Source organism: Nonomuraea sp. KM88, from assembly GCF_052245635.1.
In the GTDB taxonomy this organism is placed as follows: Bacteria; Actinomycetota; Actinomycetes; order Streptosporangiales; family Streptosporangiaceae; genus Nonomuraea.
Window position 1 is genome coordinate 62,111 of sequence record NZ_JBQQCC010000029.1, and the last position, 26,519, is coordinate 88,629.

Here is a 26,519-nt window from a genome sequence, read left to right on the forward strand (position 1 = left end):
TACCCATTTGCGGAGTGATTCGCTCCGCGTCTATGGTTCAGTGCGGAGCGAATCGCTCCGCATCTGAAGGAGGCACCCATGGCCACCGGCACATCGGACATCGAGGACAGCGAGCCGGCGCCCCGGCGCGGCCGGCTGCCCCGGCCCCTCCGGCCGTTCCGCACGGGTCACTACCGGCTCCTCGCGACGTCGCTCGCCCTGAGCCTGGCCGGCAGCGGCATGTGGGCGGTCACGGTGGCGTGGCAGGTGATCGCCTTGGGGGCCGGCCCGTCCGAGCTCTCCCTGATCGCCGCCGCGAGCGGCATCGGACTGGTCGGTACGGCCCTGCTGGGAGGCGTCGTCGCCGACCGAGCGTCCCGGCGGCGCATCATCCTGATCACCCAGATCGCCAAGGCGGTGGCCATCGGCTCGGCCACGGTCACCGGCTTCATGGGCCTGCTCACCCCGGCGCAGCTCATCGCGGTCGCCGCGGTCCTCGGGATCGCGGACGGGTTCTTCTATCCCGCCTACTCGGCGCTCGTTCCCGCCGCGGTCGCCGAGGACGATCTGCTCGCGGCCAACGGGATCGAGAGCATGTTGAGGCCGACGCTGATGCACGTGGCCGGGCCCGCCGCCGCCAGCGCTCTGATCAGCCTCTTCGCACCGAGCATGGCCCTGGCGGGAATCGCCGGCGCGCATCTCCTCGCCGCGGCGTGCGCGATCGGCATGCGCCGTTTCGAGCCGCGCACGACGACCGGGCGCGGACCGGAGGCGCGCGCGACCACCGAACCCGAGACACGCGCGGCCGCCGGACCCGGGCCAGGGAAGACCTCCCGCCTGGCGCGCGCAGGTGGTCACGTCCGGTCGGCGGCGGGCGACCTCCGCACAGGGTTCGCCTACCTTCTCTCGACGCCGTGGCTGATCGCGACGCTCGCGTTCGCCGTCACGTTCGTCCTGGTCACCAACGGGCCTGTCCAGGTCCTGCTGCCGTTCGTCGTCCGCGACCAGGGAATGGGCGGGCCGCAGGAGTTCGCTCTCGCCCTCGCCTTCCGAGGTCTCGGCGGGGTGGTCGGCTCGCTCGCGATGTCCGCGCTGCCCCTCCCCCGCCGCTACCTGTCGGTCATGCTGCTGGCCTGGGCCGCGGGCTGCCTTCCGCTCCTGGCTCTCGGGTCGACCGACCAGCTGTGGATCATGATGGCCGCACTCTTCGTCCACGGCACCCTGACCTCCGGCGCGATGGTCATCTGGGGGACGCTCCTGCAACGCCGGGTGCCGGCCGCCATGCTCGGCCGGGTCTCCAGCCTCGACTTCTTCGTCTCGCTCAGCACGGCTCCCCTGTCGATGGCCCTGGCCGGGCCGGCGGCGGCCGCCTGGGGAAACCAGTGGATCTTCCTGGTGGCGGGCGTCGTCCCCATGGGGGTCGCCGTACTGGCCGTCACGCTCGCCCGCCTCCCGCGCGACGAGATCGATCAGCCGCTCGGCCGTGCGAGGTGACCGTCCGCGGAGGCGCGGGGCGCTCAGCCAGGAGTGCCGCCCGTCAGGTCCGTGCCGTCGCGCAGCGCGCCGCCGCCCTCTGGGCGTCACGGGCGCTGCTGAGCGCGCTCCCGGACACGCGCGAAGATCCGAAATCCGCCTAGACTGGGCATCGGCATTTCTCGCCTGTAGAAGGATTGATCATGGCTGACGAGAGCCTGAGTGAACACAAACTCCAGCCGCACGTGCCCCACACGGCACGGATCTGGAACTACTGGTTGGGCGGCAAGGACCATTTCCCCGTGGATCGGGAGGTCGGTGACCGGGTCAAGAAGATCTTCCCGGTGGTGGTCGAGCTCGCGCAGGCCGACCGGCTGTTCCTGGGGCGGGCCGTACGCTTCCTGACCGCCGAGGCGGGCATCCGGCAGTTCCTCGACATCGGCACCGGGCTGCCCACCCAGGACAACACGCACGAGGTCGCGCAGGAGATCGCTCCCGAGACGCGGGTCGTGTACGTCGACAACGATCCGCTGGTGCTGGTGCACGCGCGAGCCCTGTTGACCAGTTCGGAGGAGGGCGCCACCTCCTACATCGACGCCGACGCGCGTGACCCGTCCTTCATCCTGCGCGAAGCGGCCAAGACGCTGGACTTCTCCCAGCCGGTGGCGATCATGCTGCTGGGCATCATGCACTTCATCAACGACGACGACGAGCTGCAGCGCATCATCGACGAGCTGATGGCCGCGGTGCCGTCCGGGAGCTACGTGGCGGTGGCCAACACCACCACGGCGGTCAACGGCGAGACCACGGCCGAGGCGGTGCGCGTGTGGAACATCGACGCCCAGCCGAAGCTGAAGCTGCGCACCCCTGAGCGGATCGCCGAGTTCTTCTCGGGCTACGACATGGTGGAGCCGGGCTGGGTCTCCTGCTCGCGGTGGCGTCCCGAGCCGGAGTGGGACGGCAGCCTGCCGGTCGAGGTCGACCAGTGGTGCGGGGTCGTCCGCAAGGCGTAGCCACCGCCCGTCCTTCATCGGGCGACGAGGAAGGGGCCAAGCTCAGCTCACCGGCATACCCGCGCCATACCGGGTGCTCCTACTTTTGGCGGCGTGTCTCTCAACAGATTATGGACCAGGACGTCAGCCGCGTTGGCTCTGGCCGCTCCGCTGCTCGTGCTGGGTCCGCCGGCCGCCGCGGACTCCCTTTCGGATGTGGAGTTCTTCGGCAGGTGGAGCGACGGCGCCTGGGAAGTGGGGCTGCGGTTCTCCTACGCCCACGCGGGCCTCGAGAACGTGCAGAGCGCCGTCAAGGCCGGCGACTACGCCCTGGCCAAGCGGAGGTTGCTCGACTACTACCGCGCGCGTCCGGCCGCGTCGGCGGGCCGCTTCTCGCACACCGCCTGGCCGGGCGTCCTGGAGTTGACACCCGACCACATCTGGACGCTGGACACCGGCGAAACCTACATCACGACGCTGACGGTCGGCCCTGAAGACCCTCCACCCGTCGCACGGCACCTACATCTGGGCGGGCAACCCCGACACCGCGTACGGCGACAAGTACCTGATGCAGGTCAGCGACCAGGGCACGGGCCCGTTCAGCGCGGCGACGCGCAAGGCGTACCTGCAGTTCGACCTCGCCGGCCTGCCCGAGGTGACGAAAGCGGAGCTGTCGCTGACCGGCTCGGCCGACGCGAAGAAGGATGTCATGCTGTACGGCAACGGCGACACCTTCACCGAGGCCTCCCGCACCTGGTCCAACACCGTGCAGTACACCTACTCCTGGCAGGGCGACCCGGGAGGTTTCGACTGGAAGCAGCCGGCGGGGGCCGACAAGGAATATCTGGTGCAGCTGCCCCGCTTCTTCTTCGCCGGGCCGCTGGCGGTGGCCTACCGGGAGACCGGTGACGAGAAGCACGCGAAGGCACTCATCGGCCTGATGACCGACTTCGTCAAGGACGCCGACGCCTACGATTCCGACGAGGGGGCGGGATCGTACCCGAACAGCCTGTCCGTGGCGCGCCGCGTGCAGAACTGGATCGCGGCGTACGAGATCCTGCGCACGAGCCCGTCGCTGACGCCCGAGGCCAACACCGAGATCCTCAGGGCACTGAACAGATCCGGTGTGCACCTCGAGGAGAGCGAGCAGGGCGCCCCCAACCGGAAGCAGACCCAGAAGGTCGCGCTGCTGCACACCGCCGTGTACTTCCCGGAGTTCTTCAGGGCGCCGAAGTGGCGCGCCAACGCGGTCGCCTCTCTGGAGGGACAGCTCCACGACTCCACCCATCCCGACGGGGGCTACTGGGAGGCGACGGACGGCTACGCCCGCGCCTACGCCTCCCAGTACGTGGACACCGCCCTGTTCATGCGGGAGCACGGGATGGAGTTCAGCAGCACGACCAGGGCCAGGCTCCGCAAGCTGGCCCGGTTCCTCATGGACCAGACCTTCCCGAACGGCTACGGCCCTGTGTACGGCGACAGCGAGCCCAAGGACCAGCGCTCGACCCTCAGAAGGCTGGGAGAGCTGCTCGGCGACGAGGAGCTGATCCATGTCGGCACCTCCGGAGCCTCGGGGCGGGAGCCCGCGCACACCTCGTCGCTGTATCCCGACACCCGCGTGGCGGTGTCCAGGTCCGGCTGGGCGGCCGAGGATTCCTACCTGCGGCTCAACGCGGATCGCGGCAACCACAGCCATGCTGACGAGCTGGCGATCACCGCCTACGCGTACGGCAGGCCGCTGCTGCCCGACATGGGGACGTTCAACTACAGCTCGGACCCGCGCGCGCAGTGGCTGCGGAAGAGCACGGAGGCACACAACACCATCGAGATCGACGACCAGGCGCAGGACTCGAAGGCCGCCGGGGCGATCACCCACTGGATCTCCAACCCTGCCTTCGACCTGATCGGCGCGCACACCGAGGCCTCCGAGGGGGCGCTGCACGAACGGTCGGTCCTGTCGCTGCCGTCGGGCCTGTGGGTGGTCTCCGACCGGTTGAAGCCCTCGGACGGCGCGGCGCACCGCTACGAGCAGAACTGGCACTTCGCCTCGGAGGCGAACCCCTCGCTCAGGTCCGGGCAGAAGGCGGCGGCCACGGCCTTCAGCGACGGCGCGAACATCAGCGTCGTGCCCGCCGACCCGGGCAAGCTCTCCGCCTCGTTGAGGGACGGCTCCTACGCCCCGGCCATGTACCGGGTGGAGGACGCGAGATACGCGTCCTATGTCAAGACGGCCGCGGGCAGGACGACCTTCGACACCCTCCTGCTGCCGTCCCGGGGAGCGGCGGACCCCTCCGTGGCGGTGGAGCGCATCCCGGTCGGCTCCACCCCGACGCACCAGGCGACCGCGCTGGGCCTGGGGCTCGGCGAGCGGGGCGACGCGGTCTACTACAAGTCATGGACGACGCCGGCATCGCGCTCGTTCGGGTCGTACACCTTCGACGGGAAGCTGCTCTACGCCCAGACCGGCACCGCGGGCCGGTCGATCGTGATGGTCGACGGCACGTCGATCGAACGTGACGGCGAGAGCCTCGTCACGTCGCCGGAGCCGGTGAAGGACCTGGCCGTGCGGGTCGGCGCGGACGGCACCGTACGCATCGACGGCAGCGGACTGACGGCGAGCGTCGATCCGGCGAGGGCCATCGCGATCGCCGCACCGGACGCCGCCGAGGTCGTGCTGAACGGCTCGCCGGTGCCCTTCCACCGGGACGGCCGGCTCATCTACGCGGCGGCGGCAACCTGATCAGCCACCGCACTTCCCTCGTGGCCGCCGTCATGGCGGCCACGAGCTCGGACTGGTGCTGCCCGCCAGGGTCGCCGGACGGGCGAGGTCATGTGGGGCGCCGGCGGGCCTGCTTCTGTTCGCGGACGATCGCGCCGGTGTCCGCGACGGGGCCCAGGTGCCCGAGCTTGTCTGGATTGACCAACGAGCGGATGGTCTGGATGCGTTCGTCGAGGATGTCGAGGGCCCAGGCGGTGATGATCCTGCCGTCACGGTCGCGGACGATCGCGCCCGGCTGGCCGTTGACCTCGCGCGGCTCCACCACGGCGCCGATCTGGGTGATGAACGACGGCACGGCGGCGGCCAGCACCCTGATGACCTTGTCCGTGCCGGTGACGCGGCGCGGCCCACCGACCTTGCCGCCGCCGTCGTTGACCAGCTGAACGTCGGCGGCGAGCAGCTCGCGCAACCGGTCGACGTCCCCTTCCTTGAGCGCGTCGAAGAAACGTCCGGCGAGTTCCTCGCGCTTCCTCCGGTCGGCCTCGAACCGGGGCTGCCCCTCCTGCATGTGGCGGCGTGCCCGCGACACGAGCTGCCGGCAGGCCGCCTCAGAACGGCCCACCGCCGAGGCGACCTCCGCGAACTCGAACCTGAACACGTCCCTGAGCACGAAGACGGCTCGTTCGAGCGGGCTGAGCCGCTCCAGCAGGAGCAGCGCCGCCATCGACACCGAGTCGGCCAGCTCCGCGGAGCGTTCCGGGTCGTCGTAGGGGTCGGCGAGCAGCGGTTCCGGGACCCACGGCCCGACGTACTCCTCCCGGCGGACGCGGGCGGAACGCAGGACGTCGATCGAGAGCCTGGTGACCGTCGCCGACAGGAACGCCTTGGTGGATCGCGGCTGCGACGAGGAGGTCGCGAAGCGCAGCCAGGTCTCCTGGACGGCGTCCTCGGCCTCGGTCACGCTGCCCAGGATCCGGTAAGAGATCGAGAACAGCAGCGGTCGCAGCTCCTCGAATTCCTGCTCTCGCGTCATCATGATCCACTTCGTGCTCGGCTTCGGCGTGGGGCCTCGTACATGAGACGAGAGGGCCGGCCCGATCTGTGACATCGCAGCGTGGGGCCGCTCACCAGTGTCACAGCCGCGCAGGCTACATCGTCCCAGAGGGCATGACGAACACGGAAGGGACCTCGGTGTTGATCACCGGAGGCAACAAGGGACTCGGTTTCGAAGCGGCCCGGCGGCTCGGCGAGCGGGGCTGGACGGTCTTTCTCGGCTCGCGTGACGAAGGGCGGGGACGGGAGGCCGCCGCCAGGCTCACCGCCGGTGGCGCGAACGTGGTCATGGTTCCGCTGGACGTGACCTCGGACACGTCGGTGGACGACGCCGTACGGCTCGTCAGGAAGCACACCGACCGGCTGGACGTGCTGATCAACAACGCCGGCGCGCCGGGAAGGATCATCGCGCCGGCGGACGCGACAGCCGAGGAGATTCATTCCGTCTACGACACCAACGTGTACGGACCGGTCAGGGTCACGCACGCGTTCCTCCCCTTGCTGAGGGCGGCGGACCATCCGCGGGTGGTGATGGTGTCCAGCGGCGGCGGTTCCTTCGGGGTCGTGACCGACCCGGAGCAGCCCGTGTCGAAGATGCACGAGCTCGCCTACAGCTCGTCGAAGGCGGCCCTGAACATGATCACCGTCCGGTACGCCCAGGCGCTCCCTCAGATCAAGTTCAACGTCGCCACTCCCGGAGAGGTGGCCAACCGCAAGTTCGCCGCGACCGACATGAACCGTCACACCGGCGAGCTGACGGTCACCGAGGGCACCGACTCGATCGTCAGGCTCGCGACGGTCGGGCCCGACGGGCCGACCGGGATCTTCGTCGATCGTCTCGGCCCCGTGGCCTGGTGAGGGCGGCGCGCCGGCGCGGGCGGGCGGAAGGCGCCGGTGGCTGAGCGTTCCCCGGATTCGTGATTCATCCGAGAAAGTTTCAGACGCAACGATATTCGGTAGCCTGTCGCCATGACCGCCGATGTTCCCGATACCCCGCGCGCGACCGACCGCCCCGGCGACACCTCACCCTTCGCCCTCGGCCTGCTCCTGCGCCAGGCGCACTGGCGGGCCGGCACGGTGATGGCGGAGGCGCTCCGGCCGCTCGGCATCGAGTTGCGGCACTTCGCCGTGCTGATCGTGCTGATGAACCGCGGGCCCACGGTTCAGCGCGACCTGGCGGCGGCGACAGGGTCGGACAAGGCCGGAATCATGCGAGTCGTGGACGACCTGGAGCGCAAGGGGCTGGCCGTGCGCAAGGCGGTTCCCGGCGACCGGCGGGTGCGGGCGGTGGAGATCACCCCACAGGGCGTCGAGCTGTTCGACGCCGCCCACGTGGCGGCGGAGCCGCAGGCCGAGCGGCTGGTCGCCGCTCTGGAGCCCGGCGAGGCCGAGCAGTTGAAGGAGTTGCTGACCCGGATCGCCTATCCCGGGGGCACGTGAGCACCGCCCGCAGATCGTATTGAATGAGACTATATCGTTTGATACCATCGTAGATGTAACCAAGAGAGCCGAGGGAGCGGCGATCATGGATGTCTACGAAACCGTCACGAGCCGGCGGGCGGTGCGCGGCTTCACCGACCAGCCCGTCCCGATGGAGGCGCTCAGGCGCGTGTTGTCAGCCGCCGCCTGGGCGCCGTCCGGGTCGAACCTCCAGCCCTGGCACGTCTACGTGGTGACCGGCGAGCCACTGGCCGAGATCAAGAGGCGCGCCGGCGAGCGCCTGGCCGCCGGCGACCCCTGGGACGAGCGGGAGTACGAGATGTACCCTCCCGCACTGAAGTCCCCCTACCGCGAGCGCCGATCCGCCTTCGGCCGCGAACGCTACGGCGCGCTCGGGATCGGACGCGACGACTGGGAGGCGCGCCAGCGGGCCGCGGCCGAGAACTGGGACTGCTTCGGCGCGCCCGCCGCCCTGTTCTGCTACATCGACCGCGACATGGGCCGGCCGCAATGGGCCGACGTCGGCATGTACCTGCAGACCGTCATGCTGCTGCTCCGGGCCGAAGGGCTGCACAGTTGCCCGCAGATGGCCTGGTCGGTCTATCGCGAGACCGTCGCGGAGGTCCTGCACCCCCCGGACGGGCTCATCCTCTTCTGCGGCGTCTCCATCGGCTTCGAGGACGTCACGGTCGATCACGTCCGCACGGGCCGCGCGCCGCTCGAGGAGACGGTCACGTTCGTCGGGGGCTCCAGCGCGCCGCCACGGCCGATCCGCGCGTACGAGCAGCTCAGGGCAGCGCACATCCGCTGCAGCGAGCCGCTCCGAGGCCGGCCCGGCCTGCCCGGGCAAATCCCATCACACCACTTGGAGAGAGATGACCGGCCACTTCCTGCTCGGCGGCGACCTGACGGTCGGGCGGCTCGGCCTCGGCGCCATGCGCCTGCCCCAGTCCCGTCCGGGTGAGCCGGCCCGCGATCCCGGGACCGGCCGCGCCGTCCTGCGCCGCGCCGTCGAACTCGGCGTCGACCACATCGACACGGCCGGCTTCTACCGCAGCCAGGACGGCTCCGTACACGCCAACACCCTGATCCGCGAAGCCCTCGCCCCCTACCCGGACGACCTCGTCATCGCCACCAAAGTGGGCCCCGTCCCCGGTCCCGGCGGTCTCGGCGAGGGCAGCTCCGCCGATCTGCGGCCTCAGGTGGAGGCCGACCTGCGGAGTCTCGGCCTCGACCGCCTCGATCTGGTCTACCTCCGCATCGGCACCACGACAACGCCCCACGGCGAATCGCTCGCCGAACGCTTCGAGACGCTCGCCGCCCTGCGCGAAGAAGGCCTGATCCGCCACCTGGGCGTCAGCAACGTCGACGCCCACCACCTCGCCGAGGCCCGCGCGATCGCTCCCGTCGCAGCCGTCCAGAACCACTTCAACATCGCCGGCCGCGACGACGCGGCCCTCCTGGACACCTGCGCCCAGGCCGGCATCGCCTTCGTCCCCTTCTCCCCTCTCGGGGGTGGAAAGACCGAGATCGACCACTCCGCCGTGGCCAAGGTCGCCGGACGCCACAACGCCACCGTCCACCAGATCGCCCTCGCCTGGCTCCTGGCCAGGTCCCCCGCGATTCTGGCCATCCCCGGCACCGGCTCGGTGGCCCACCTGGAAGCCAACCTCGCCGCCCGAGCCATCACCCTCACCGAGGAGGACCTCGCCGACCTCACCTGACGCCCAGGACGTTCTTCAGCGGCACGGCGCTCACCGTGAACGGCAGCTCGGGATCATCCTGCTCCCACTTGTCGAACTGGCTGTTGGGCACCAGCAGCCGGCCCCGGTGGACCACGGCGGCCGTGGGATACCTGAACGTCGCGTCCCGGTAGACCTTCGTGACACTCGCGCCCGAGGCACCGAGCCGCACAGTGACGATCTGGTTCTGGACGTTGCGGGTGATCAGCAACCGGTCCCCGCTCACGGGCGTGATGCTGTCTCCGGAGGAGAGCGGCCCGCCCTTCAGCGGGATCTCGGAGACGTCGCGGGTGGCGAGCCTGATCCGGTAGAGCTTCCCGGTGTTGGACTGGATGACGATCAGACTCCGGCCGCCGCGGGCCGGCACGACCCCGTTGACGTTGGGAAAGCGTCGCCTGCGGCGAACCCTGGCCAGGTCGTGGCTGGTCACACGCCCCTCCAACAGCGGCTCGGCGAGGTACGTGGCGGCGGCCACCGCGTCCTGGATCGCGAGATTGATCCCCATCCCGCCCGCCGGCGACATGGCGTGGGCGGCGTCGCCGATCATCAGGAGGCCGGCCATGTGCCAGTCGCCCGCCAGCCGGTTCAGCCGGACGTCGAGCAGGTGCAGGTCGTCCATGGACGTGATCTCGTCCACCCGGTCGGCGTACTGGGGACGCAGCCGCGCCACCCGCTCGCGGAACCGCTCCACGCCCTCGGCCCGCAACCGGGGGTCGGCGCCCTTCTCGGTGAAGTACGCGATCTGGTAGTACTCCGGGCGCACGAACGTCAGCAGCACCTCCTTGCCCTGGAAGTCGGGCAGCAGTTCGGCGGCCGAGCCGCGTTCGTGCTCGAACCTGGGCAGGCGGAACCACCAGGTGTCGAACGGCACGGGAAACTCTCGCACGGCGAGCCGCGGGGAGCCGCAGCAGCTCATCGACCGTGAGGTGTGGCGCCAGCTCCGGCAGCAGCCGCTCGGCGGCGGCACGCCGGTCCCCCGTGACGATCACGGTCCTGGCTCCCACGTTGAGCTCCACCGCGCGGGCCCGCGCGCCGAGCGCCGCCCGGATGAACGCCGCCCGCTCCGCGACTGTGCTCGGATCGGCGAGCGCGGGGCCGGCGGGCCCGGCCGCCATGCTGTTGTGGGCGATGATGTCCGCGTGCCGCGCGGCCAGCAGCAGCGCCGCGAACGGGGCAGGCAGATCGAGGTGGTCGCCCACCCCGATCACGTCGTAGCCGAGCCGTTCGGCGGCGCGGCACTTGACCGCCCATTCCACGCGGGTGCCCGCAGCGTTCAGGTTCACCCCGAACCGGAACGGGCGCGTGTGGGTTTCCACGTGCTCGGTCTCCTTGTCGAGTTCTGACGGCCGCGGGCGTCCTGATGTGCTCTGCCGGACGCTGGCGCGCGCGGAAGGCGGGAGCTCCCCGCCGTCAGGAGACCTTCTCGCAGATGCGGTAGGTCATCATCACGCAGATGCGGTGGAGCTGGCGGCACATGCCGAGGAAGTCCGCGTGCGGGGGCGCCGGAGGGCTGGGGTAGGCGTCGAGCCTGGCCGCGAACTCCGGGTCCAGCCCGCCGGCCCACGGGTCGGTGCAGCGGGCGTAGACCTCGTCGATCGGGACGCCTGCCTGGTGGGCGGTGCTCACCTCGTCCTGGAGGCGTTCGAGGTAGGCGAGCAGCGCGTCGATCGCCTGCGGCCCGTCGCCGATCGGGCCGTGGCCGGGGACGATGGTCTCCAGCTCGGGCAGGCCCGCCTTCAATGCGCGCAACCCCTGGATGTAGGGCACGGGACCGCCCTGCAACATCATGTGCGCCGATCCGGCCGCGCACAGGTAGTTGCCGGTCCAGGCGGTACGCGCCGAGGGGACGTAGACGATCGTGTCGCCGGGGCCGTTGCCGGGACCGAAACGGTGCAGCTCGACGGTGGTGCCGCCCAGGTCGATCTCGGCGTGGGTGTCGAAGACGACGTCCGGCAGCCGCCAGGTGGTGAAGGCGTCGAACTCGGCCTCGGCGCCGTACATGTTCTTGGAGCGCATCTCCTTCTCGTAGGCCAGGTCGTGCATGTTGTCGCGGTTCTCCCGCGAGGTGATCACGGTCACGTCGTCGGGAAAGGCGATGTTCCCGAACGTGTGGTCGCCGTGGTAGGTCGTGTTGGCGAGGTAGCGCAGCGGCCGGCCGGTCACCTCTTTCGCCGCGCGCTGGACCTGCGCGCCGACCGCCGGGGTCACGCCGGAGTCGATGATCAGCGACGCCTTCGTGCCGGCGACGACGCCGTTGTTGTCCTTGGGCGGGACGGTGGCCATGAGCGCGTGCACGCCCGCGCCCAGTTCCCGCGCCCGGAATTCCAGGCCGACCGGGCTGAGGTTGGGGCCGTAGTAGTCCGGCGGGCGTTCCTTGGTCTCGCGGTCGAGCAGGTGGTGGGAGAGCTCGGACATGAACGGGACTCCTGTCCTCGTGGCCACCGCGGGCCGGTGGCGTACCCCTCGATATTAAGCAAACGATCGATTGATTTACAACCGAAGATCGAGAGGTCTCCCGGCACCCGCTCCGGCGTACCGGGCGACGAGCACGCCGGACGGCCGTACGAGCTAGCTGGAGAACTCCATGCGGGGCACCGAGGCCACGAGTGCCCGCGTGTACGGGTGGCCGGGCCGCGTGAAGACCGCCTCGGTGTCGCCCTCCTCGACGATCCGGCCGTCCTTCATGACCAGCACGCGGTCGGCGACGTGGCGGACGACGCCCAGATCGTGGGAGATGAACACCATGGCGGTGCCGTACTCGGCCTGGAGGTCGGCGAGCAGGTCGAGGACCTGGGCCTGGACGGAGACGTCGAGCGCGGAGACCGGCTCGTCGCAGACCAGCACGTCGGGGCGGGGGCCGAGGGCACGCGCGATGGCGACGCGCTGGCGCTGCCCGCCGGACAACTCGCGCGGGTGCCGGGCGGCGGTCCCTGGCGGCAGGCCGACGCGGGACAGCAGGTCGAGGACCCGCGCGTGGCGTTCGTTCCTGGGCAGGCGCAGGGGCTCTGCGATCAGGCGGCCGACGGTGTGGCGAGGGTCGAAGGAGTCGAGCGGGTTCTGGGAGATGAGCTGGATGCGGGGGCGCAGGGGACGGCGGGCGCGTTCGCGCTGGCGGCTCCATGGCCGCCCGTGGAGGGTGACCTGGCCGTCGTCGGGTTCGAGCAGGCCGAGGGCGAGCCGGGCGAGCGTGGTCTTGCCCGATCCCGACTCCCCCACGACGCCGAGCGTCTCGCCGCCGTGCAGGGTGAAGGAGACGTCGTCCACGACGCGGCGCGGGCCGTACGAGCGGAACAGCCCGGCCCCGGCGAGGACGGGGGCGGACAGGTCGGGAGTGGTGCGCTCGCGCGGGACGCCGGTGGTGAGGCGGGTGCCGCGCGAGGCGGCGGACGGCACGGCGGCCAGCAGCGCGTGGGTGTAGTCGTGCGCGGGCGCGGCCAGCACCTCGCGTGCGGGCCCCGCCTCCACGATCTGGCCGTCCTTCATGACGAGGATGCGGTCGGCGATCGAGGCGACCACGGCCAGGTCGTGGCTGATCAGCAGCAGCGCGGTCCCCGCGGCCTTGCGCTCGGCGAGCAGCCGCAGGATCTGGGCCTGGACGGTGACGTCGAGCGCGGTGGTCGGCTCGTCGGCGATGATCAGCTCGGGGTCCGCGGCGATGGCGGAGGCGATCAGCGCCCGCTGGCGGAGCCCGCCGGAGAGCTGGTGCGGAGGTTGCCCGGCGCGGACCGCCGGTTCCGGCACGCCCACCTCGTCCAGCAACTCCAGCACCCGCTCCGGGCGGCGGGCGCGGGGCACCACGTCGTGGACGGCGAGCACCTCGGCGATCTCCGCGCCCACGGTGCGCAGCGGGTCGAGCGAGACCAGCGCGTCCTGCAGGACGAGGCCGGCGAACCCGCCGCGCATCCGCCGCCAGTCGGCGGGGGCGAAGGCGAGGGCGTCCCGGCCGCCGACGCGGAACGCCGCCGCCCGCACCTTCGAGCCCGGACCGGCCAGGCCCAGCAGCGTACGTGCGGTGACGCTCTTGCCCGAGCCGGACTCGCCGACGATCGCCACGCACTCGCCGGGGGCCACCGACAGCGAGACGCCGTGCACGACTTCGGTACCGGCGAAGCTCACGTGCAGGTCCTCCACGGTCACCAGCGAGGTCATGGGGTCCTCCCCTCGAAGCGGCGTTGCAGGCGGCGTCCTGCGACGGTCAGGCAGACGACGGTGAGCGTGATCGCCAGGCCGGGGAAGAACGCCTCCCACCAGGCCACCCGCAGGTAGTTGCGGGCCTCGCTGAGCATCGCCCCCCACTCCGCTGCGGGCGGCTGCGGCCCCATGCCGAGGAAGCTGAGGCCCGAGCTGGCGATGACGGCCTGGCCGAGGCCGATCGTGGCCAGCACGGGGATCGGGCCGAGCACGTTCGGCAGCACGTGCCCGGCGTTGATCGCCAGGCGGGAGCGGCCGAACGTGACGGCCTGCTCCACGTAGCCCGAGTGGCGGACGACAAAGGTCTGAGCGCGGATCACCCGGGCGTAGTTGGGGATCTGGGCGATGGCGATGGCGACGATGACGTTGCCCGTGCCGGGGCCGGTGATCGCCACGACGAGGAGGGCGAGCAGCAGCTCGGGCAGCGTGGACAGCACGTCGAATGAGCGGGCCAGGGCCTCGTCCAGCCATTTCGGCGACAGGCCGGCGGCCAGGCCGAGCAGCACGCCCGACGTGACGGCCGCGACGGTGGCGGCCACGCCGATGCTGAGGGAGTGGCGGGCGCCGGACACGACCCTGGACAGCACGTCACGGCCGAGGTGGTCGGTGCCGAACCAGTGGTCGCCGCCCGGCGGTGCGAGTGCGTTCACCGGGTCGGCGGCCAGCGGATCGGCGGCGGTCAGCAGGCCGGGCGCGGCGACGGCGACCGCCAGCAGGGCGAGGAAGGCGACGGGAACGATCGCGGCGGCCCCGGGAGCACGGGACGACGAGGGGCCGCGGGCGAGACGGCCCGCGGACCCGGACCGCCCGCGGGTGAGCACGCGCATCGCCGGATCAGCCCCTGATCCGCGGGTCGATGGCCCGGTAGGCCAGGTCGAGCAGCGTGCTGACGGTGACGTACACGACGGCCGACAGCAGCACGACGGCCATGACCACGGGCATGTCCCTGCCGGTCACGGCCTGCATGGCCACCTGGCCGAGCCCTGGCCGCCCGAACAGCACCTCGGTGATCACCGTGCCGCCCAGCAGCGCCCCGGTGAACCACCCGGCCAGCGTCACGGCCGGGATGAGCGCGTGGCGCAGCGCGTGCCGGGCGACCAGAGCGCGTTCGGTGAGCCCGCGCGCCCTGGCCGTCACCGCGAACGGCTGTTCCAGCGCCCGCTCCAGCCCGCCGCGCAGCACCTGGCCGAGCACGCCCGCGAGGGGCAGGCCGAGCGCGAGCGCCGGCAGCACCAGCGCGGAGGGCCCCTGCGCCCCCGAGACCGGGAACCAGCCGAGCGTGAACGAGAACACCGACAACAACACGATCCCGATGAGGAACGGCGGCACGGACACCGACACCAGTTCGGCCGCCGACGCCGCGCCGCGCAGCCACCGCCCGCGACCGGCAGTGACGATCGCGATGACGACCGCAAGGGTCACGCCGGTGGCCGCCGCCGCGAGCGTGAGCTGCGCGGTCGGCCCGATCTGGGTCGCCAGGATCTCGCCGACACCCCGCTGCAGCTGGTACGAGCGGCCGAGGTCGCCGTGGAGCAGCCGCCACAGGTAGGACAGGTACTGTACGACCTCCGGCCGGTCGAGCCCCCACTCCGCGACGATCCGGGCCCTGATCTCCGGCGTGTCCGGGCCGTCGCCGACCAGGATGTCCACCGTGTCGCCAGGCGCCAGCAGCAGCGCCACGTAGGCAGCGGTGGCGGCGGCCCAGAGCACCGCCAGCCCGGTGCCGAGTCGCTTGATCATGTGCCGATCCGCACGTCGTACGCGCCGGCCGGGGTGCCGGAGGCCGGGTCGAAGCCGAGGCCCTGGACGCTCTTCCGCGCGGCGATCTGGTCGGCCGGCACGTACAGCGGGAACACGATGGCGTGCTCCGCCACGGCCGCCCGCTGCACCTTGGCGTAGAGCTCCCGGCGTTCGGCCTGGTCGGAGGTGTCCGAGGCGGTGGCGAGCCAGGTGTCCACGTCGGGGGCGGCGAAGTGGGTGCGGTTGATGGCCGCCTTCTCCGGCAGGATGAGGTTGAGCGCGGCGCCTGCGTCGGAGTCGCCGCGCGAGTTGCCGAACAGCTCGTACGCGTTGTCGTCCAGAGCCTTCTGCGCGCTGCCCTGGTCCACGATCCTGACCTGGAAGTCGATGCCGGCGTTCTGCTTGACCTGGGCCTGGACGGCTTGGGAGAGGACGTCGCGGCGGTCGCGCACGTACGGCGCCGAGGCGACCTCGCGCACAGTGAGCCGCCTGCCGTCCTTGACCCGGAACCCCTCGGCGTCGCGCTCCTTCCAGCCGGCCGCGTCGAGCAGGGCGTTGGCCCTGGTGACGTCGCCGCCGAAGGTCTTCTCCAGCGTCGCATCGTAGAAGGGGCTGCGCTTGCCGACGACGCTCCACGCCCTGGTGGCGGTGTCCCGGTAGACGGATCGCAGCACCGCGTCGACGTCCACGGCCTCGCGGAACGCCTCGCGTACCCGCTGGTCGTCGAAGGGGGCGTGGGAGGTGTTGAAGTAGTAGGAGTAGGCGGTGCCGGAGTTGAGCGCCGTCCGCAGGGTGAGCGTCGGGTCCTTCTCGATGAGGGCGACCTCCGTGGCCGGGACGCCCTCGATGACGTGCACCTGGCCGGAGGTGAGCGCGCCGACCCTGACCGCGGCCTCGGGCAGGAACCGGTAGGTGATCTCGGACAGGTGGGCGGGGCCCTGGTGGGCGGCTCCGGCGGGCGGCCACGCGTAGGCGGGGTTGCGGCGGTAGTGGATCTCCTGGCCCTGGACGTACCGGTCGAGGATGAACGGCCCGGTGCCGACCAGGTCGGGCCCGCCGAATTTGAGGTCCCCGGCACTCTTCAGCGACTTCGGCGAGACCTGCCCGGCGTACGGCGAGGAGAGGAAGTCGAGGAACAGCGCGTCCGGCTCCTTCAGGGTGATCTTCACCTGGTAGGGGGACACGACCTCGGCCCTGTCGAAGGCCGCGAGCTGGATCGCGGCCACCGACGGGTTGTAGCCGGGCACCAGGAACTGCTCGAGGTTGGCCTTGACCGCTGCGGCGTCGAACTTCACGCCGTCGTGGAACGTGACGTCGTCGCGCAGGTCGAGCGTGTAGGTCAGGCCGTCGTCCGACACCTGCCACGCCGTGGCCAGCCACGGACCGAACGATCCGTCCTCGGCCTTCGACAGCAGCGCGTCGAACTGGTTGAACACCAGCAGCCGTACCTTGTTCTGCGACCACAACTGCGGGTTCAACGTCATCGGCTGGGTCTCGATGGCCCAGGTCAGCGTGGTGGTCCGGGCGGTCTGGGCGGGCTGGGCGCCGCACGCGGCGACGGCCAGCAGGAGGACGGGGGCGAGGCGCTTCACGGGCGGTCCCAGGCTTCGGCGAGCAGCTCGTACGAGCGCACGCGGTCGGCGTGATCGTGGGTGATGGTGGTGATGAGCAGCTCGTCGGCCCCTGTCACGCGGCGCAGCACGCGCAGCCGCTCCACGACCTGCTCGGGCGAGCCGACGAACCGGGTGTCGACGCGGTCCTTGACCAGCTCCCGGTCGGCGTCGGTCCAGACGTGGGCGTCGGCCTGCGCGGCCGTGGGGTACGCCATCGCGCCGGCCCCCGTCCTGATGCTGCGGACCCAGAGGTCGTAGCCCTTGGCAGCCGCGCGGGCCGCGGACTCGTCGTCGGCGACGACCACGTCCGCCGAGACGATCACGTACGGCTCGCCCGGCGGTTTGAAAGCGCTTCGGTAGGCGTCGACGGCCTCCAGCACGTTGGACGGGCTGACGTGGTAGTTGGCGGCGAACGGCAGCCCCCGCTCCCCCGCGACCTGGGCGCTCTGCCCGCCGCTGCTGCCGAGGATCCACACCTGCACGCCGGCGCCCTCGCCGGGGACGGCGTGCGCCTCGTGGGTGCCGTTGACGAAGGCGAGCACGTCGTCGATCTGGTCGGCGAAGTCGGGCGTCCGGGCGCCGGGCTGCTGGAGCAGCGTGGCGTAGTGAACCAGGTGGGGATGCCCGGCGAGGCGCGAGAAGTCGAAGGGCGGCGGGATCAGCAGCCCGTCCACGATCCTGGCGTCCGTCCGCGCCGGAGGCCCGGCCTTGGTGGCGGGCTCGGTGGCGGGCTCGGTGGCGGGCTCGGTGGCGGGCTCGGCGCGGCGCTGCCCGGACCGGCCGATGCCGAGATCGATCCGGCCCGGATGGAGCGCGTCGATCAGTCCGAACTGCTCGACCACCGAAAGGGGCGTCTGGTGCCCGAGTTGCACGGCTCCCGACCCCACCCGGATCGTGGAGGTCGCCGCCGCCACCAGCGCGGTCAGCACGGCCGGGGCGGAGCTCGCGACGCCGGGCGCGAAGTGGTGCTCGGCCAGCCAGTAGCGGCGGTAGCCGTACGCCTCGGCCCGCCGGGCGAGGTCGAGGGTGTTGCGCAGCGCGTCGGACGCCGTTCCTCCCGAAACGATCGGGGCGAGATCGAGAATGGACAACGTCACGCGGCACCTCCGGGGAACGGTCTGCTGGGAATCTCCGCGCGCAGCACGGGCGCGATCTCGGCCTGGAACAACTCCATCGCGTCCCGGTGCTGCTTCGCGGTGAGCCCGTCCGCGTCGGCGTGCAGGTGCATGACCTCGTGGCCGAAGCGCTTGTGATAGCGCAGCACCTTGTCGACGATCTGCTGCGGGCTGCCGACCAGGATGGAGCTGCGCTCGATGGCGTCCTCCAGGGTGGGGAAGACGATCGGCAGCCCGAGCCGGCGCTGGAACGCCACGCGGGCCTCGAAGATCGGCCGGTAGGTGGCGATGGCCTCCTGCGAGGTCCCGGCGGCGTAGTAGCCCGCGGTCCCGGCGCCGACCAGCGCGTCCGCCGGGTCGTGGCCGTGCTGCGCCCAGCGCTCGCGGTAGTGGTCGATCAGCTCGGCGTAGGGGTCGATGGGGTTGGTGACGTTGGCGGAGAACAGCGGGTCGCCGTGGCGCGCGGCCAGCTCCACCGACTGCTTGCTGGTGGCGCTGCCGTGCCAGACCCTGATCGGCCGCTGCAGCGGGCGCGGCCAGGTCTCGGCGTCGGTCAGCGGCGGCCGGAAGCGGCCCTCCCAGGTGACCCTGTCCTCCCGCCAGAGGCGGCGGAACAGCTCGTACGACTCCCGGTTGCGCTCCCACTGGTCCTCGGCCGTGACGTGGAACAGCTGGGCCTGCGCGGCCCCGTTGCCCTTTCCGACGATCAGCTCGAGGCGGCCTTCCGACAGGTGGTCGAGGGTGGCGTAGTCCTCGTACGCCCGGACCGGGTCGAGCAGGCTGAGCGTGGTGACCGCGGTGAACAGCCGGATCCTGGACGTCTTCGCCGCGATGTGGCCGAGCACGACCGGCGGCGAGGAGGAGATGAACGGCCGCTCGTGCCGTTCGCCCACGCCGAACCCGTCGAAGCCGAGTTCCTCGGCCATGACGGCGTTCTCGACGACCTCGCGGAAACGTTCGGTGGGCGATCGGTCGTCGGTGTGCGTGATCAACGTGATGGCCAGAAATTTCATGACACCTCCGCGTAGCGGCTGGCGGGGCGCGGCAGGCCGAGCAGCCCCCGGAGCGTGGCGGCCTCGTACGCGTGCCGGAAGGCGCCGCGCCCGCGCAGCTCGGCGGTCAGCCCGCGCGCGATCTGCTCCAGGTCGTACGGGATCGCGCCGGGCCGCAGCCGGAATCCCTGGATCCCGGCCCGCCGCCACTCCAGCAGCGTGTCGGCCAGCTCCGCCGCGGTGCCGGTGAAGACGGCGGCGTCGGAGGTGAGCTCGGCCCCGTCCAGCTCGTCGAGGCGCGCCTTGCGCCGGGCCGCGCGCTCGCCCAGGAAGACGACCAGGTCGGCGAAGATCTTCAGCTCGCCGGACAACGACCTGACCTCCTCGACGACGGCACGGGCCTGATCGGCCGAGTGCGGCGTGACGTACACGACGTCGGCGGAGCTCGCGGCGAACGCGTACGGCAGGCTCGCGTGCGCGAGCGCGGTCACCACCGGCCGGCCCTGCGGCGGGCGCGGCGTGATCGACGGGCCCTTCACCGAGAAGAACCGCCCGGCGAAGTCGATGGGATGGAGCTTGTCCCGGTCGATGAAGCGGCCGGTGGCCACGTCGCGGATCTCGGCGTCGTCCTCCCAGCTGTCCCAGAGCCGCCGCGCCACCTCCACGGCGTCGGCGGCCTCGGCGAACAGGTCGCGCACGTGCGGGTCGGCGGACAGGTCGACGCCGCCGGGCCGGTTCAGCACCAGGTCGAGAGCCGGGAAGTCCCGGCGGCCGAAGTGGCGCGCCTCAGAGGCTCGGGCGGAGATCTGCGGCCGCCACCCCGCGCGGCCACCGCTGACGTGGTCGAGCGTGGCGATGCCGATGGCCACGTGGAACGGCTCGGTGTGCGTGGTCGTGGCCGTCGGCACCAGCCCGATCCGGCTGGTCAGCGGCGCCAGCCGGGCCGCGAGCAGCACCGCGTCGAACCGCCCGCGCACCTGGTCGGTCCGCTCGTCCTGGCCGTCGGGCAGCGTGGACTGCAGGCCGAGCGCGTCCTCGATGGTCACGAAGTCGAGCAGCCCCCGTTCGGCCTCGGCCACGAGCCCCGCCCAGTGGCGCGCCGAGAAGACGTCCGCCGGCGTCTCGCGCCAGGCGGCGGGGTGCCAGCCTCCGGCGTCGAGCGCCGCGGCCAGGTGCAGCGTCATGTGAGCTCCAGGTGTTCTCGCAGGGTGGAACCGGTGTAGTCGGCGCGGAAAGCGCCCCGTTCCTGCAGCAGCGGCACCACCCGGTCCACGAACTCGTCCAGCCCGCCGGGCGTCAGGTGCGGGACGAGGATGAACCCGTCGGCGGCGTCCGCCTGCACGTGCTCGTCGATCTGCCGGGCCACGCTCTCGGGGGTGCCGACGAACGTCTGGCGGCCGGTCACCTCGATGACGAGTTCCCGGATCGTCAGGCCCTTCTCCCCGGCCAGGGCCCGCCACTTGGCGGCCACGGCGGCGCGGTCCTTGATCGGCACCCGTCCCCGCGAGACGCCCTCTGACAGGTCCGGCTCGACGTCCGGCAGCGGACCTTCCGGGTCGTAGGCCGACATGTCACGACCCCACACCTGCTCCAGGAACGCGATCGCCGTCTGCGGCCCGACCTGCTGACGGCGGATGCGAGCTGCGTTCTCCGCGGCCTCCTCCTCGGTGTCTCCCAGCGCGAACGTCACCCCAGGCATGATCTTGAGCTGCTGCGGCTCCCGGCCGTACCTGGCCAGACGGCTCTTGACGTCGGCGTAGAACCGCTTGCCGTCCTCCAGCCGCCCGTGCGGGGAGAAGATCACATCGGCGTGGGCCGCGGCGAACTCGCGCCCCTCGCCCGAGTCGCCGGCCTGGATGATGACCGGGCGGCCCTGCGGGCTGCGGGGCAGCGTGAACCGGCCCCCGACCGTGAAGAACGGCCCCCGGTGCTCGACCGTCCCGATGGCGCCGGGCCGGACGAACGTGCCCGTGTCCGGGTCGGCGGCGATCGCGTCCGGCCGCCACGAGTCCCACAACTCTCGTGCCAGGCTCACGAACTCCTCGGCCCGCCGGTACCGGTCGGCCCGGTCGAGATAGCCGCCGCGCCGGAAGTTCTCGCCGGTGAACGCGTCGGACGTGGTCACCACGTTCCACGCGGCCCGGCCCTCGCTCAGATGGTCGAGCGTGGACAGCCGCCGGGCCAGCTCGTACGGCTCGTTGAAGGTGGCGTTCACGGTGCCGGCCAGGCCGAGCCGGTCCGTCACCGCGGCCAGGGCGCTGAGCACGGTGAGCGACTCGGGCCTGCCCACCACGTCGAGGTCGTGGATGCGGCCCTTGAGCTCGCGCAGCCGCAGCCCTTCGGCGAGAAAGAAGAAGTCGAGCTTGCCGCGCTCGGCCGTCCGGGCCAGGTGGGCGAACGAGGCGAAGTCGATCTGGCTGCCGGAGCGCGGGTCGGCCCAGACGGTGGTGTTGTTCACGCCGGGGAAATGAGCCGCCAGGTGGATGCGCCTGCGGCTCATCGGCCGCTCCCGTGCTGGACGTCGCCGCGGCGGCCGGGCCCGGCGTCGGCAGGAGTCGCGTACGGTTCCGTGGCCGGTGTGGGTGTGGACACGAGCAGCTCCGGGTTCAGGAGTCGGGGTGGGCCAGGAAGCGGCCGAAGCGGCCCTGGTGGTAGAGGAGCGGGCGGCCCGCGTGCCGCACGCCGGCCTCCGCGACCAGGCCGACGACCAGGAGATGGTCGCCGACCTCGACCCGCTCGTAGGGCAGGCAGATGAGGTGTGCGGAGACGTCGTGCAGCAGCGGGGCGCCCAGCGGTCCCGGCCGCCAGCGGGTGGGGGCGGCGAAACGGTCGATGTTCTTGCGGGCGAAGCGGGCGGCCAGGCCGGCCTGGTCGCTGGCCAGGATGTTGACCGCGAAGTGGTCGGCGGCGCCGAGCTGCGGCCAGGTGGTGGAGGAGCGGTCCACGTAGAAGGAGACCAGGGGCGGGTCGAGGCTGACGGAGGAGAAGGAGGTGGCGGTGAGCCCGGCGGGGACACCGTCGTTCTGCGCGGTGATGATCACGACGCCGGCGGCGTGCACGGCGAGCGCCTGCCGGAACCGGTCGGCGGCCAGGGCGCGGTCGGGCAGGGTGTCGGTCATGCGAGTGGCTCCGTCCGGTACGCGCGGTCGCTGGGGTGGCCTGATGTCGGTGATGGATTGATCACGAGAGGGTTCCTCACGGGGAGAAGGCATGCTCACGCGGCGCCCCGGCGGTCGGTCCGGGGCGCGGGGTCGTCATGGTCGGCGAGGGCGTGGGCGTCGTCGGCCACGCCGGCGGCACGAAGAAGGCGGGCGGCGGGGCCCGCGGCTACATATCCGTGATCAACGACACTGGGCGCTGGCGACGTGGCCGAAGTCCACGTGGGGGCGCTTGGTCAGGAGGGGATCCTGCCTCATGTTGATGACGCTAAGCCGACATTCCGGATAAGTCAACATTTCCTACTAGCTTTGCCGGAAATCCCGGTGCGGCCCCTATGCGTCGAGGTAGCGCTGCACGTTGTCGCCGACCGCGGCGACGAGGTCCTCGAAGTCCATGGAGGCCAGCGGCTCCAGGCGGAGCAGGTAGCGGCCGACGATCACGCCGAGGCCCTGCCCGTGCACCAGGCCCGCCTTCACCTCGATGGCCGGGTCGTCGGGCCTGGCGGCCTTCAGTGCGGGTAGCACCTGGCGGTCGACCAGCCGCTGCACGGCCTCGGCGGCGTCGTCGCGGGTCATCGCGGCGCGGTGCAGCGCGGCCATGGCCTCGTTGCCGCCGCGCTCCCACGGCTCCAGCGCGGCGCGGGCGAAGCGGCGGCCGATCTCCCCGCGCGGCACGCCGGTCAGGTCGAGCGCGGCGAAGCCGGCCTGCGTGGTCAGCGCGAACAGGTCGGCCTTGCTGCCGTAGTAGCGCACCACCATCGCGGCGGTCACCCCGGCGTCGGCCGCGATGCCCCTGATCGTGGTCTTCTCGTAGCCGTCCTTGGCGAACCTGGCCCGCGCCGCCTCCAGGATCGCCCGCCGGGTCGGTGCCGAGCGTTCGCTGAAGCGCGCCACCGGCGTCCAGGTCCCGTCGTCGTCCATGGCGTTGACAATATCAGCGCTCGTATGCATACGATCGTTTGCAAACATACGTTTACAGCATGGGAGTGATCGTGAAGGTTCTCCTCAGGGGCCTCGCGTACGTGGCCACCTTCGACGCCGAAGACCGCGAACTGACCGGCGCCGACATCCTCATCGACGGGCCCAGGATCGCCGCCATCGGCCACGGCCTGCCCGCCGACGGCGTCGACCGGGTCATCGACGGCACCGGGCTGCTCGCGCTCCCCGGGCTCATCAACGCCCACCAGCACCTGTACCAGGCCTCGATGCGCACCCTTCCCGCGCTGGAGCGCTCCGGCATGCCGCGCTTCCTCGGCCTGCAGAACGAGCTGGTGCTCCGGCGCTGGAAAGAGGGCAGGTTCGACGCCGGCGCCGTTGGCGCGACCGCCCGCGCCGCGCTCACCGAGTCCGTGCTCGGCGGCGTGACCACCGTCGCCGACCAGCACACGATCTTCCCGGGCGACGACCCGGAACCGTACGTCGAGGCCACCATCGAAGCCGCCACCGAGGTCGGCGTGCGCCTGCACGCGGGACGCGGCAGCGTGACCTTCTCCAAGGCCCGCGGCGGCATGGTCGACGACGTCTTCGCCGAACCGGTCGACGCCATCGTGCGGCACGCCGAACACCTCATCGCCGCCCACCACGACCCCGAGCCGTACGCGATGACGCGGATCGTGCTCGCCCCCTCCGGCGTGGTGTCGGACGTACCGGAGATCTTCGAGGCGTTCGCCGCGCTCGCGGCGGCGCACCCGGGCGTCCGGCTCCACACCCACCTGCACCACCACGAGGACACCCGCTTCGCCCAGGCCAGGTTCGGCTCGTCACCCTGGCGGATCCTGGCCGAGCACGGCTTCGCCAACGACCGGCTGTGGGTCGCCCACGCGGTCACGCCGCCGCCGGAGGAGATCGCCGAGTACGCGGCGGCGGGCATCGGCGTGGCCCACATCCCGGCCGCCGACCTCAAACTCGGCTGGGGCCTGGCCCCCGTACGCCGCTACCTCGACGAGGGCGTCACCCTCGGATTCGGCACGACGGGATCGATGACGAACGACGGCTCCAACCTCCTGGGCGACCTGCGCGTCGCCGCCCTCGCCCACCGCGCTCCGCGTACCGGTCCCGAGGAATGGCCCACCGTGAGAGAGCTGCTGGCGATGGCCACGCGCGGCTCCGCCGCCTGCCTCGGCCGCCCCGACCTCGGCTCGCTCGCCGTGGGCCGGGCCGCCGACGTCTCCTGCTGGGACCTGACCTCCGTCGACCGCGCCGGCGTGCACGATCCGCTGGCCGCGCTGCTGTTCACCGGCCTGAGCGACGCCGCCTCGCTGGTCCTGGTCAACGGCGCCGTGGTGGTGGAGGACGGCCGCGCGACGCGGACCGACGCGGACGCGACCGCACGCGAGGTGAACGCGCTCGTGGACGCGCGATGAACACGTTCGTGTGCGTCGTGGGCGCCGGCCCCGCCGGGCTGGTCACCGCCATCGGACTGGCGCGCGCGGAAGTGCCCTTCGTGCTGCTGGACGCGGGCCACGGGCCGGTGACGGAGTCGCGCGGCCTGGTCGTGCACGCGGGCGCGCTGGAGGTGCTCGACGAGCTGGACGTGGCGGCGACCTGCTGCGGGAAGGCACGCTGGTGCGCGACTTCCGCATCGCGGTACGCGGGCGCGCGCTCATGCGCATCCCGCTGGGCGAGGTGCCCTCGCGATTCCCGTACGTGCTGCTCGTGCCGCAGGCCACCACGGAGGCCGAGCTGTACGCTCGCCTCGCCGAGCTGGGACATACCCCCTTGTCCGGCCACCGCGTGACCGGCGCCCGCCAGGACGGCCCGGCCTGGCCCACATCATGCCCAGCCGGCACGGCCTGCTGTTCCTGGCCCCGCTGCCCGGCGGCCGGTGGCGTCTGATCATCTCCGTACGCTCCCCCGGCGGCCGGCGCTCCGATCCGCCCTCGCGCGCCGAGGTGCAGGGCCACCTGCGGCAGCGGGGCCTGCCGCGGGCCACGATCACCACCGTGCACAAGAGCGCCGGGGTCCTGCTGCACCACGGCATCGCCGACGACTTCGGCCGCGGCCGGGCAGCCCTGGCCGGCGACGCGGCGCACGTGCACAGCCCGGCGGGCGGAATGGGCATGAACACCGGCATCCAGGACGCCCACGACCTGGCCGCCACCCTGGCCACGATCCACCGGGGCGAGGACGCGGCCACCGCGCTGGCCGGCTACCGGCGCCGCCGGATGGCCGCGGCCCGGCAGGTCGTCGCCTTCACCGACCGCATCATGCGGCTGGTCACCCTCGACACCGTGGCCGTTCACGTGCTGCGGACGTCGGCATTCGCGCTGGCCGGGCTCGTACCAGCGATCCGGCGGCGGGTGGCCCTGATGGTGTCCTGCACCACCCGCACCCCGGCTCGCACCGGCGCGCCCGGGCTGCCGTCCGCCTGATCGGGATCACGCCGCGCCGGACGCGAGCAGGGTGCGGCAGGCGCGCAGTTGCCGGGGCATGCCGATGCCGACGAGGCCCACGGGGCGGCCCTCGCGGGAATAGGCGGCCACCAGGCGGCGCTCGGCCGTGCCGCCGTGCACGACCTCCACCTCGCATCCGGCGCTGACCAGGCCGAACGCCTGGATCTTCGGGTCGTACTGGTCGGACCAGAAGTACGGGATGCCGGTCAGCGGGCGGCGGGCGTCCGGGGCGGCCAGCAGGTTGGCGGCGGCCAGGGCGCCCTGTTCGGCGGCGCTCGTACGGTGCTCGACGCGGATACGTCCGGCGTAGCGCGGATGGTGCCAGGCGCAGACGTCTCCGGCCGCGTACACGGCGGGGATCGCCTGACCGTACGCGTCGCACTCCACCACGCCGCTGCTCAGGGGGATGGTGCTGCCGGACAGCCACGCCGTCGCCGGAACGGTGCCGACGCCGACCAGGACGGCGTCCGCGGCGACGTGCGTGCCGTCGGTGAGCGCCGCGCCCGTCACCTCCCCCGCGGCGGAACCGGTCAGGGCCGCGATCGCGGTGCCGCAGCGGACGTGCACGCCGCGCTCCGCGTGCACCTCGGCCAGCATCCCGCCCAGCTCGGCCCCGAGCACGCCGGCCATCGGCGCGGGGCCGGGCTCGACCATGGTCACGTGCACGCCGAGACCGGCGGCCACGGCGGCGGCCTCCGCGCCGACTGTGTAATAACCCCGGAGTTCGTTGAGTAGTTCAGCATGGTCATAGCCGCAGGACCTGGGCATACCTTCTGGGATCCCTGATTCTTTTGAGAATGATGAGACTTCAGGGATTCTGAAGGTCTATCGTCCTCGTTGTTCGTCTTGCATAGATGGCGAAGACGAGGAGGCCGGAGTTGGCGCTGGCTGTGGTGAAGGATCTTCGCGTGGCCCGGGCC

At 71.8% G+C, this 26,519-nt stretch carries 25 protein-coding genes and 1 pseudogene; 12 read left to right on the forward strand and 14 right to left on the reverse strand.

Annotated features, from left to right (window positions below; translation table 11 throughout):
• Positions 1-78: 78 nt before the first annotated feature.
• The 3 genes from ACTWPV_RS46205 (at position 79) to ACTWPV_RS46215 (ending at position 5,184) form a co-directional block, all read left to right on the forward strand.
• The gene (locus ACTWPV_RS46205) at positions 79-1,473 is read left to right on the forward strand and encodes an MFS transporter (protein ID WP_443156693.1); all 1,395 of its coding nucleotides are present in this window, start codon (positions 79-81) and stop codon (positions 1,471-1,473) included.
• Between the two features lie 182 nt (positions 1,474-1,655).
• Positions 1,656-2,465, forward strand: a complete 810-nt coding sequence (locus tag ACTWPV_RS46210) for an SAM-dependent methyltransferase (protein ID WP_347649346.1) — start codon at positions 1,656-1,658, stop codon at positions 2,463-2,465.
• Positions 2,466-2,934: 469 nt separating this feature from the next.
• Positions 2,935-5,184 (forward strand): heparinase II/III family protein, encoded by a 2,250-nt coding sequence (locus ACTWPV_RS46215; protein ID WP_443156712.1) that lies wholly within the window; start codon positions 2,935-2,937, stop codon positions 5,182-5,184.
• An 88-nt stretch (positions 5,185-5,272) separates the two neighbouring features.
• On the opposite strand, the gene ACTWPV_RS46220 is transcribed toward ACTWPV_RS46215, so the two are convergent.
• Entirely contained in the window at positions 5,273-6,199 is a 927-nt protein-coding gene (locus ACTWPV_RS46220) for an RNA polymerase sigma-70 factor (protein WP_347649348.1), read from the reverse strand.
• Between the two features lie 131 nt (positions 6,200-6,330).
• On the opposite strand from ACTWPV_RS46220, the gene ACTWPV_RS46225 reads away from it, so the two are divergent.
• The 4 genes from ACTWPV_RS46225 to ACTWPV_RS46240 all read left to right on the forward strand — a co-directional run bounded on the left by ACTWPV_RS46225 (position 6,331) and on the right by ACTWPV_RS46240 (position 9,380).
• Positions 6,331-7,074, forward strand: coding sequence for an SDR family oxidoreductase (locus ACTWPV_RS46225; RefSeq protein ID WP_347649349.1), 744 nt, complete (start codon positions 6,331-6,333; stop codon positions 7,072-7,074).
• Positions 7,075-7,185: 111 nt separating this feature from the next.
• Complete coding sequence (locus ACTWPV_RS46230; RefSeq protein WP_443156694.1) at positions 7,186-7,656, forward strand: MarR family winged helix-turn-helix transcriptional regulator; 471 nt, start codon at positions 7,186-7,188, stop codon at positions 7,654-7,656.
• A gap of 85 nt (positions 7,657-7,741) precedes the next feature.
• Entirely contained in the window at positions 7,742-8,620 is an 879-nt protein-coding gene (locus ACTWPV_RS46235) for a nitroreductase (protein WP_443156695.1), read from the forward strand.
• Positions 8,532-9,380, forward strand: coding sequence for an oxidoreductase (locus ACTWPV_RS46240; RefSeq protein ID WP_443156696.1), 849 nt, complete (start codon positions 8,532-8,534; stop codon positions 9,378-9,380). The genes ACTWPV_RS46235 and ACTWPV_RS46240 overlap by 89 nt, the downstream gene beginning before the upstream one ends.
• On the opposite strand, the gene ACTWPV_RS46245 is transcribed toward ACTWPV_RS46240, so the two are convergent.
• Entirely contained in the window at positions 9,373-10,314 is a 942-nt protein-coding gene (locus ACTWPV_RS46245) for an FAD-dependent monooxygenase (RefSeq protein ID WP_443156697.1), read from the reverse strand. The two genes, ACTWPV_RS46240 and ACTWPV_RS46245, sit on opposite strands and share 8 nt — an antisense overlap.
• Positions 10,315-10,519: 205 nt before the next feature.
• Between ACTWPV_RS46245 and ACTWPV_RS46250 the strand changes: the two genes are divergently transcribed.
• The gene (locus tag ACTWPV_RS46250; protein WP_443156698.1) at positions 10,520-10,741 is read left to right on the forward strand and encodes a hypothetical protein; all 222 of its coding nucleotides are present in this window, start codon (positions 10,520-10,522) and stop codon (positions 10,739-10,741) included.
• A 67-nt stretch (positions 10,742-10,808) separates the two neighbouring features.
• Here ACTWPV_RS46250 and ACTWPV_RS46255 read toward each other — a convergent pair whose 3' ends face one another.
• The 11 genes from ACTWPV_RS46255 to ACTWPV_RS46305 all read right to left on the reverse strand — a co-directional run bounded on the left by ACTWPV_RS46255 (position 10,809) and on the right by ACTWPV_RS46305 (position 23,128).
• Positions 10,809-11,813 carry an MBL fold metallo-hydrolase gene (locus ACTWPV_RS46255; RefSeq protein WP_347649356.1) on the reverse strand — a complete coding sequence of 335 codons (1,005 nt, stop codon included), beginning with the start codon at positions 11,811-11,813 and terminating at the stop codon, positions 10,809-10,811.
• 153 nt (positions 11,814-11,966) lie between these two features.
• On the reverse strand, positions 11,967-13,547 hold the full coding sequence (locus ACTWPV_RS46260; protein ID WP_443156699.1) for a dipeptide ABC transporter ATP-binding protein: 1,581 nt from the start codon (positions 13,545-13,547) through the stop codon (positions 11,967-11,969).
• Entirely contained in the window at positions 13,544-14,416 is an 873-nt protein-coding gene (locus ACTWPV_RS46265) for an ABC transporter permease (protein WP_443156700.1), read from the reverse strand. The genes ACTWPV_RS46260 and ACTWPV_RS46265 overlap by 4 nt, the downstream gene beginning before the upstream one ends.
• Before the next feature lie 7 nt (positions 14,417-14,423).
• Positions 14,424-15,329, reverse strand: a complete 906-nt coding sequence (locus tag ACTWPV_RS46270; RefSeq protein ID WP_443156701.1) for an ABC transporter permease — start codon at positions 15,327-15,329, stop codon at positions 14,424-14,426.
• Positions 15,326-16,921 (reverse strand): ABC transporter substrate-binding protein, encoded by a 1,596-nt coding sequence (locus ACTWPV_RS46275; RefSeq protein WP_443156702.1) that lies wholly within the window; start codon positions 16,919-16,921, stop codon positions 15,326-15,328. The genes ACTWPV_RS46270 and ACTWPV_RS46275 overlap by 4 nt, the downstream gene beginning before the upstream one ends.
• Positions 16,918-18,039 carry an LLM class flavin-dependent oxidoreductase gene (locus tag ACTWPV_RS46280; RefSeq protein ID WP_443156703.1) on the reverse strand — a complete coding sequence of 374 codons (1,122 nt, stop codon included), beginning with the start codon at positions 18,037-18,039 and terminating at the stop codon, positions 16,918-16,920. The genes ACTWPV_RS46275 and ACTWPV_RS46280 overlap by 4 nt, the downstream gene beginning before the upstream one ends.
• Positions 18,036-19,070: an LLM class flavin-dependent oxidoreductase gene (locus tag ACTWPV_RS46285; RefSeq protein WP_443156704.1), complete on the reverse strand. Its 1,035-nt coding sequence runs from the start codon at positions 19,068-19,070 to the stop codon at positions 18,036-18,038. Before ACTWPV_RS46285 ends, ACTWPV_RS46280 begins: the two co-directional genes overlap by 4 nt.
• On the reverse strand, positions 19,067-20,233 hold the full coding sequence (locus ACTWPV_RS46290; protein WP_443156705.1) for an LLM class flavin-dependent oxidoreductase: 1,167 nt from the start codon (positions 20,231-20,233) through the stop codon (positions 19,067-19,069). Before ACTWPV_RS46290 ends, ACTWPV_RS46285 begins: the two co-directional genes overlap by 4 nt.
• Complete coding sequence (locus ACTWPV_RS46295) at positions 20,230-21,549, reverse strand: NtaA/DmoA family FMN-dependent monooxygenase (protein ID WP_443156706.1); 1,320 nt, start codon at positions 21,547-21,549, stop codon at positions 20,230-20,232. The genes ACTWPV_RS46290 and ACTWPV_RS46295 overlap by 4 nt, the downstream gene beginning before the upstream one ends.
• A 106-nt stretch (positions 21,550-21,655) precedes the next feature.
• Positions 21,656-22,168, reverse strand: coding sequence for a flavin reductase family protein (locus ACTWPV_RS46300; RefSeq protein WP_443156707.1), 513 nt, complete (start codon positions 22,166-22,168; stop codon positions 21,656-21,658).
• A gap of 372 nt (positions 22,169-22,540) precedes the next feature.
• Entirely contained in the window at positions 22,541-23,128 is a 588-nt protein-coding gene (locus tag ACTWPV_RS46305; protein ID WP_347649358.1) for a TetR/AcrR family transcriptional regulator, read from the reverse strand.
• A gap of 59 nt (positions 23,129-23,187) precedes the next feature.
• Between ACTWPV_RS46305 and ACTWPV_RS46310 the strand changes: the two genes are divergently transcribed.
• The 4 genes and pseudogenes from ACTWPV_RS46310 to ACTWPV_RS46325 all read left to right on the forward strand — a co-directional run bounded on the left by ACTWPV_RS46310 (position 23,188) and on the right by ACTWPV_RS46325 (position 25,578).
• A complete protein-coding gene (locus ACTWPV_RS46310; RefSeq protein WP_347649359.1) occupies positions 23,188-24,570 on the forward strand; it encodes an amidohydrolase family protein in 1,383 nt (460 codons plus the stop codon).
• Positions 24,567-24,755: pseudogene (locus ACTWPV_RS46315) on the forward strand (FAD-dependent oxidoreductase); the annotation flags it as partial. The gene ACTWPV_RS46310 and the pseudogene ACTWPV_RS46315, both read left to right, overlap by 4 nt.
• 17 nt (positions 24,756-24,772) lie before the next feature.
• Entirely contained in the window at positions 24,773-25,042 is a 270-nt protein-coding gene (locus ACTWPV_RS46320; protein WP_443156713.1) for a hypothetical protein, read from the forward strand.
• Positions 24,982-25,578 (forward strand): FAD-dependent oxidoreductase, encoded by a 597-nt coding sequence (locus ACTWPV_RS46325; RefSeq protein ID WP_443156708.1) that lies wholly within the window; start codon positions 24,982-24,984, stop codon positions 25,576-25,578. The genes ACTWPV_RS46320 and ACTWPV_RS46325 overlap by 61 nt, the downstream gene beginning before the upstream one ends.
• Positions 25,579-25,584: 6 nt before the next feature.
• Here ACTWPV_RS46325 and ACTWPV_RS46330 read toward each other — a convergent pair whose 3' ends face one another.
• Positions 25,585-26,367, reverse strand: a complete 783-nt coding sequence (locus ACTWPV_RS46330) for an FAD-dependent oxidoreductase (protein WP_443156709.1) — start codon at positions 26,365-26,367, stop codon at positions 25,585-25,587.
• Positions 26,368-26,519: the final 152 nt, after the last annotated feature.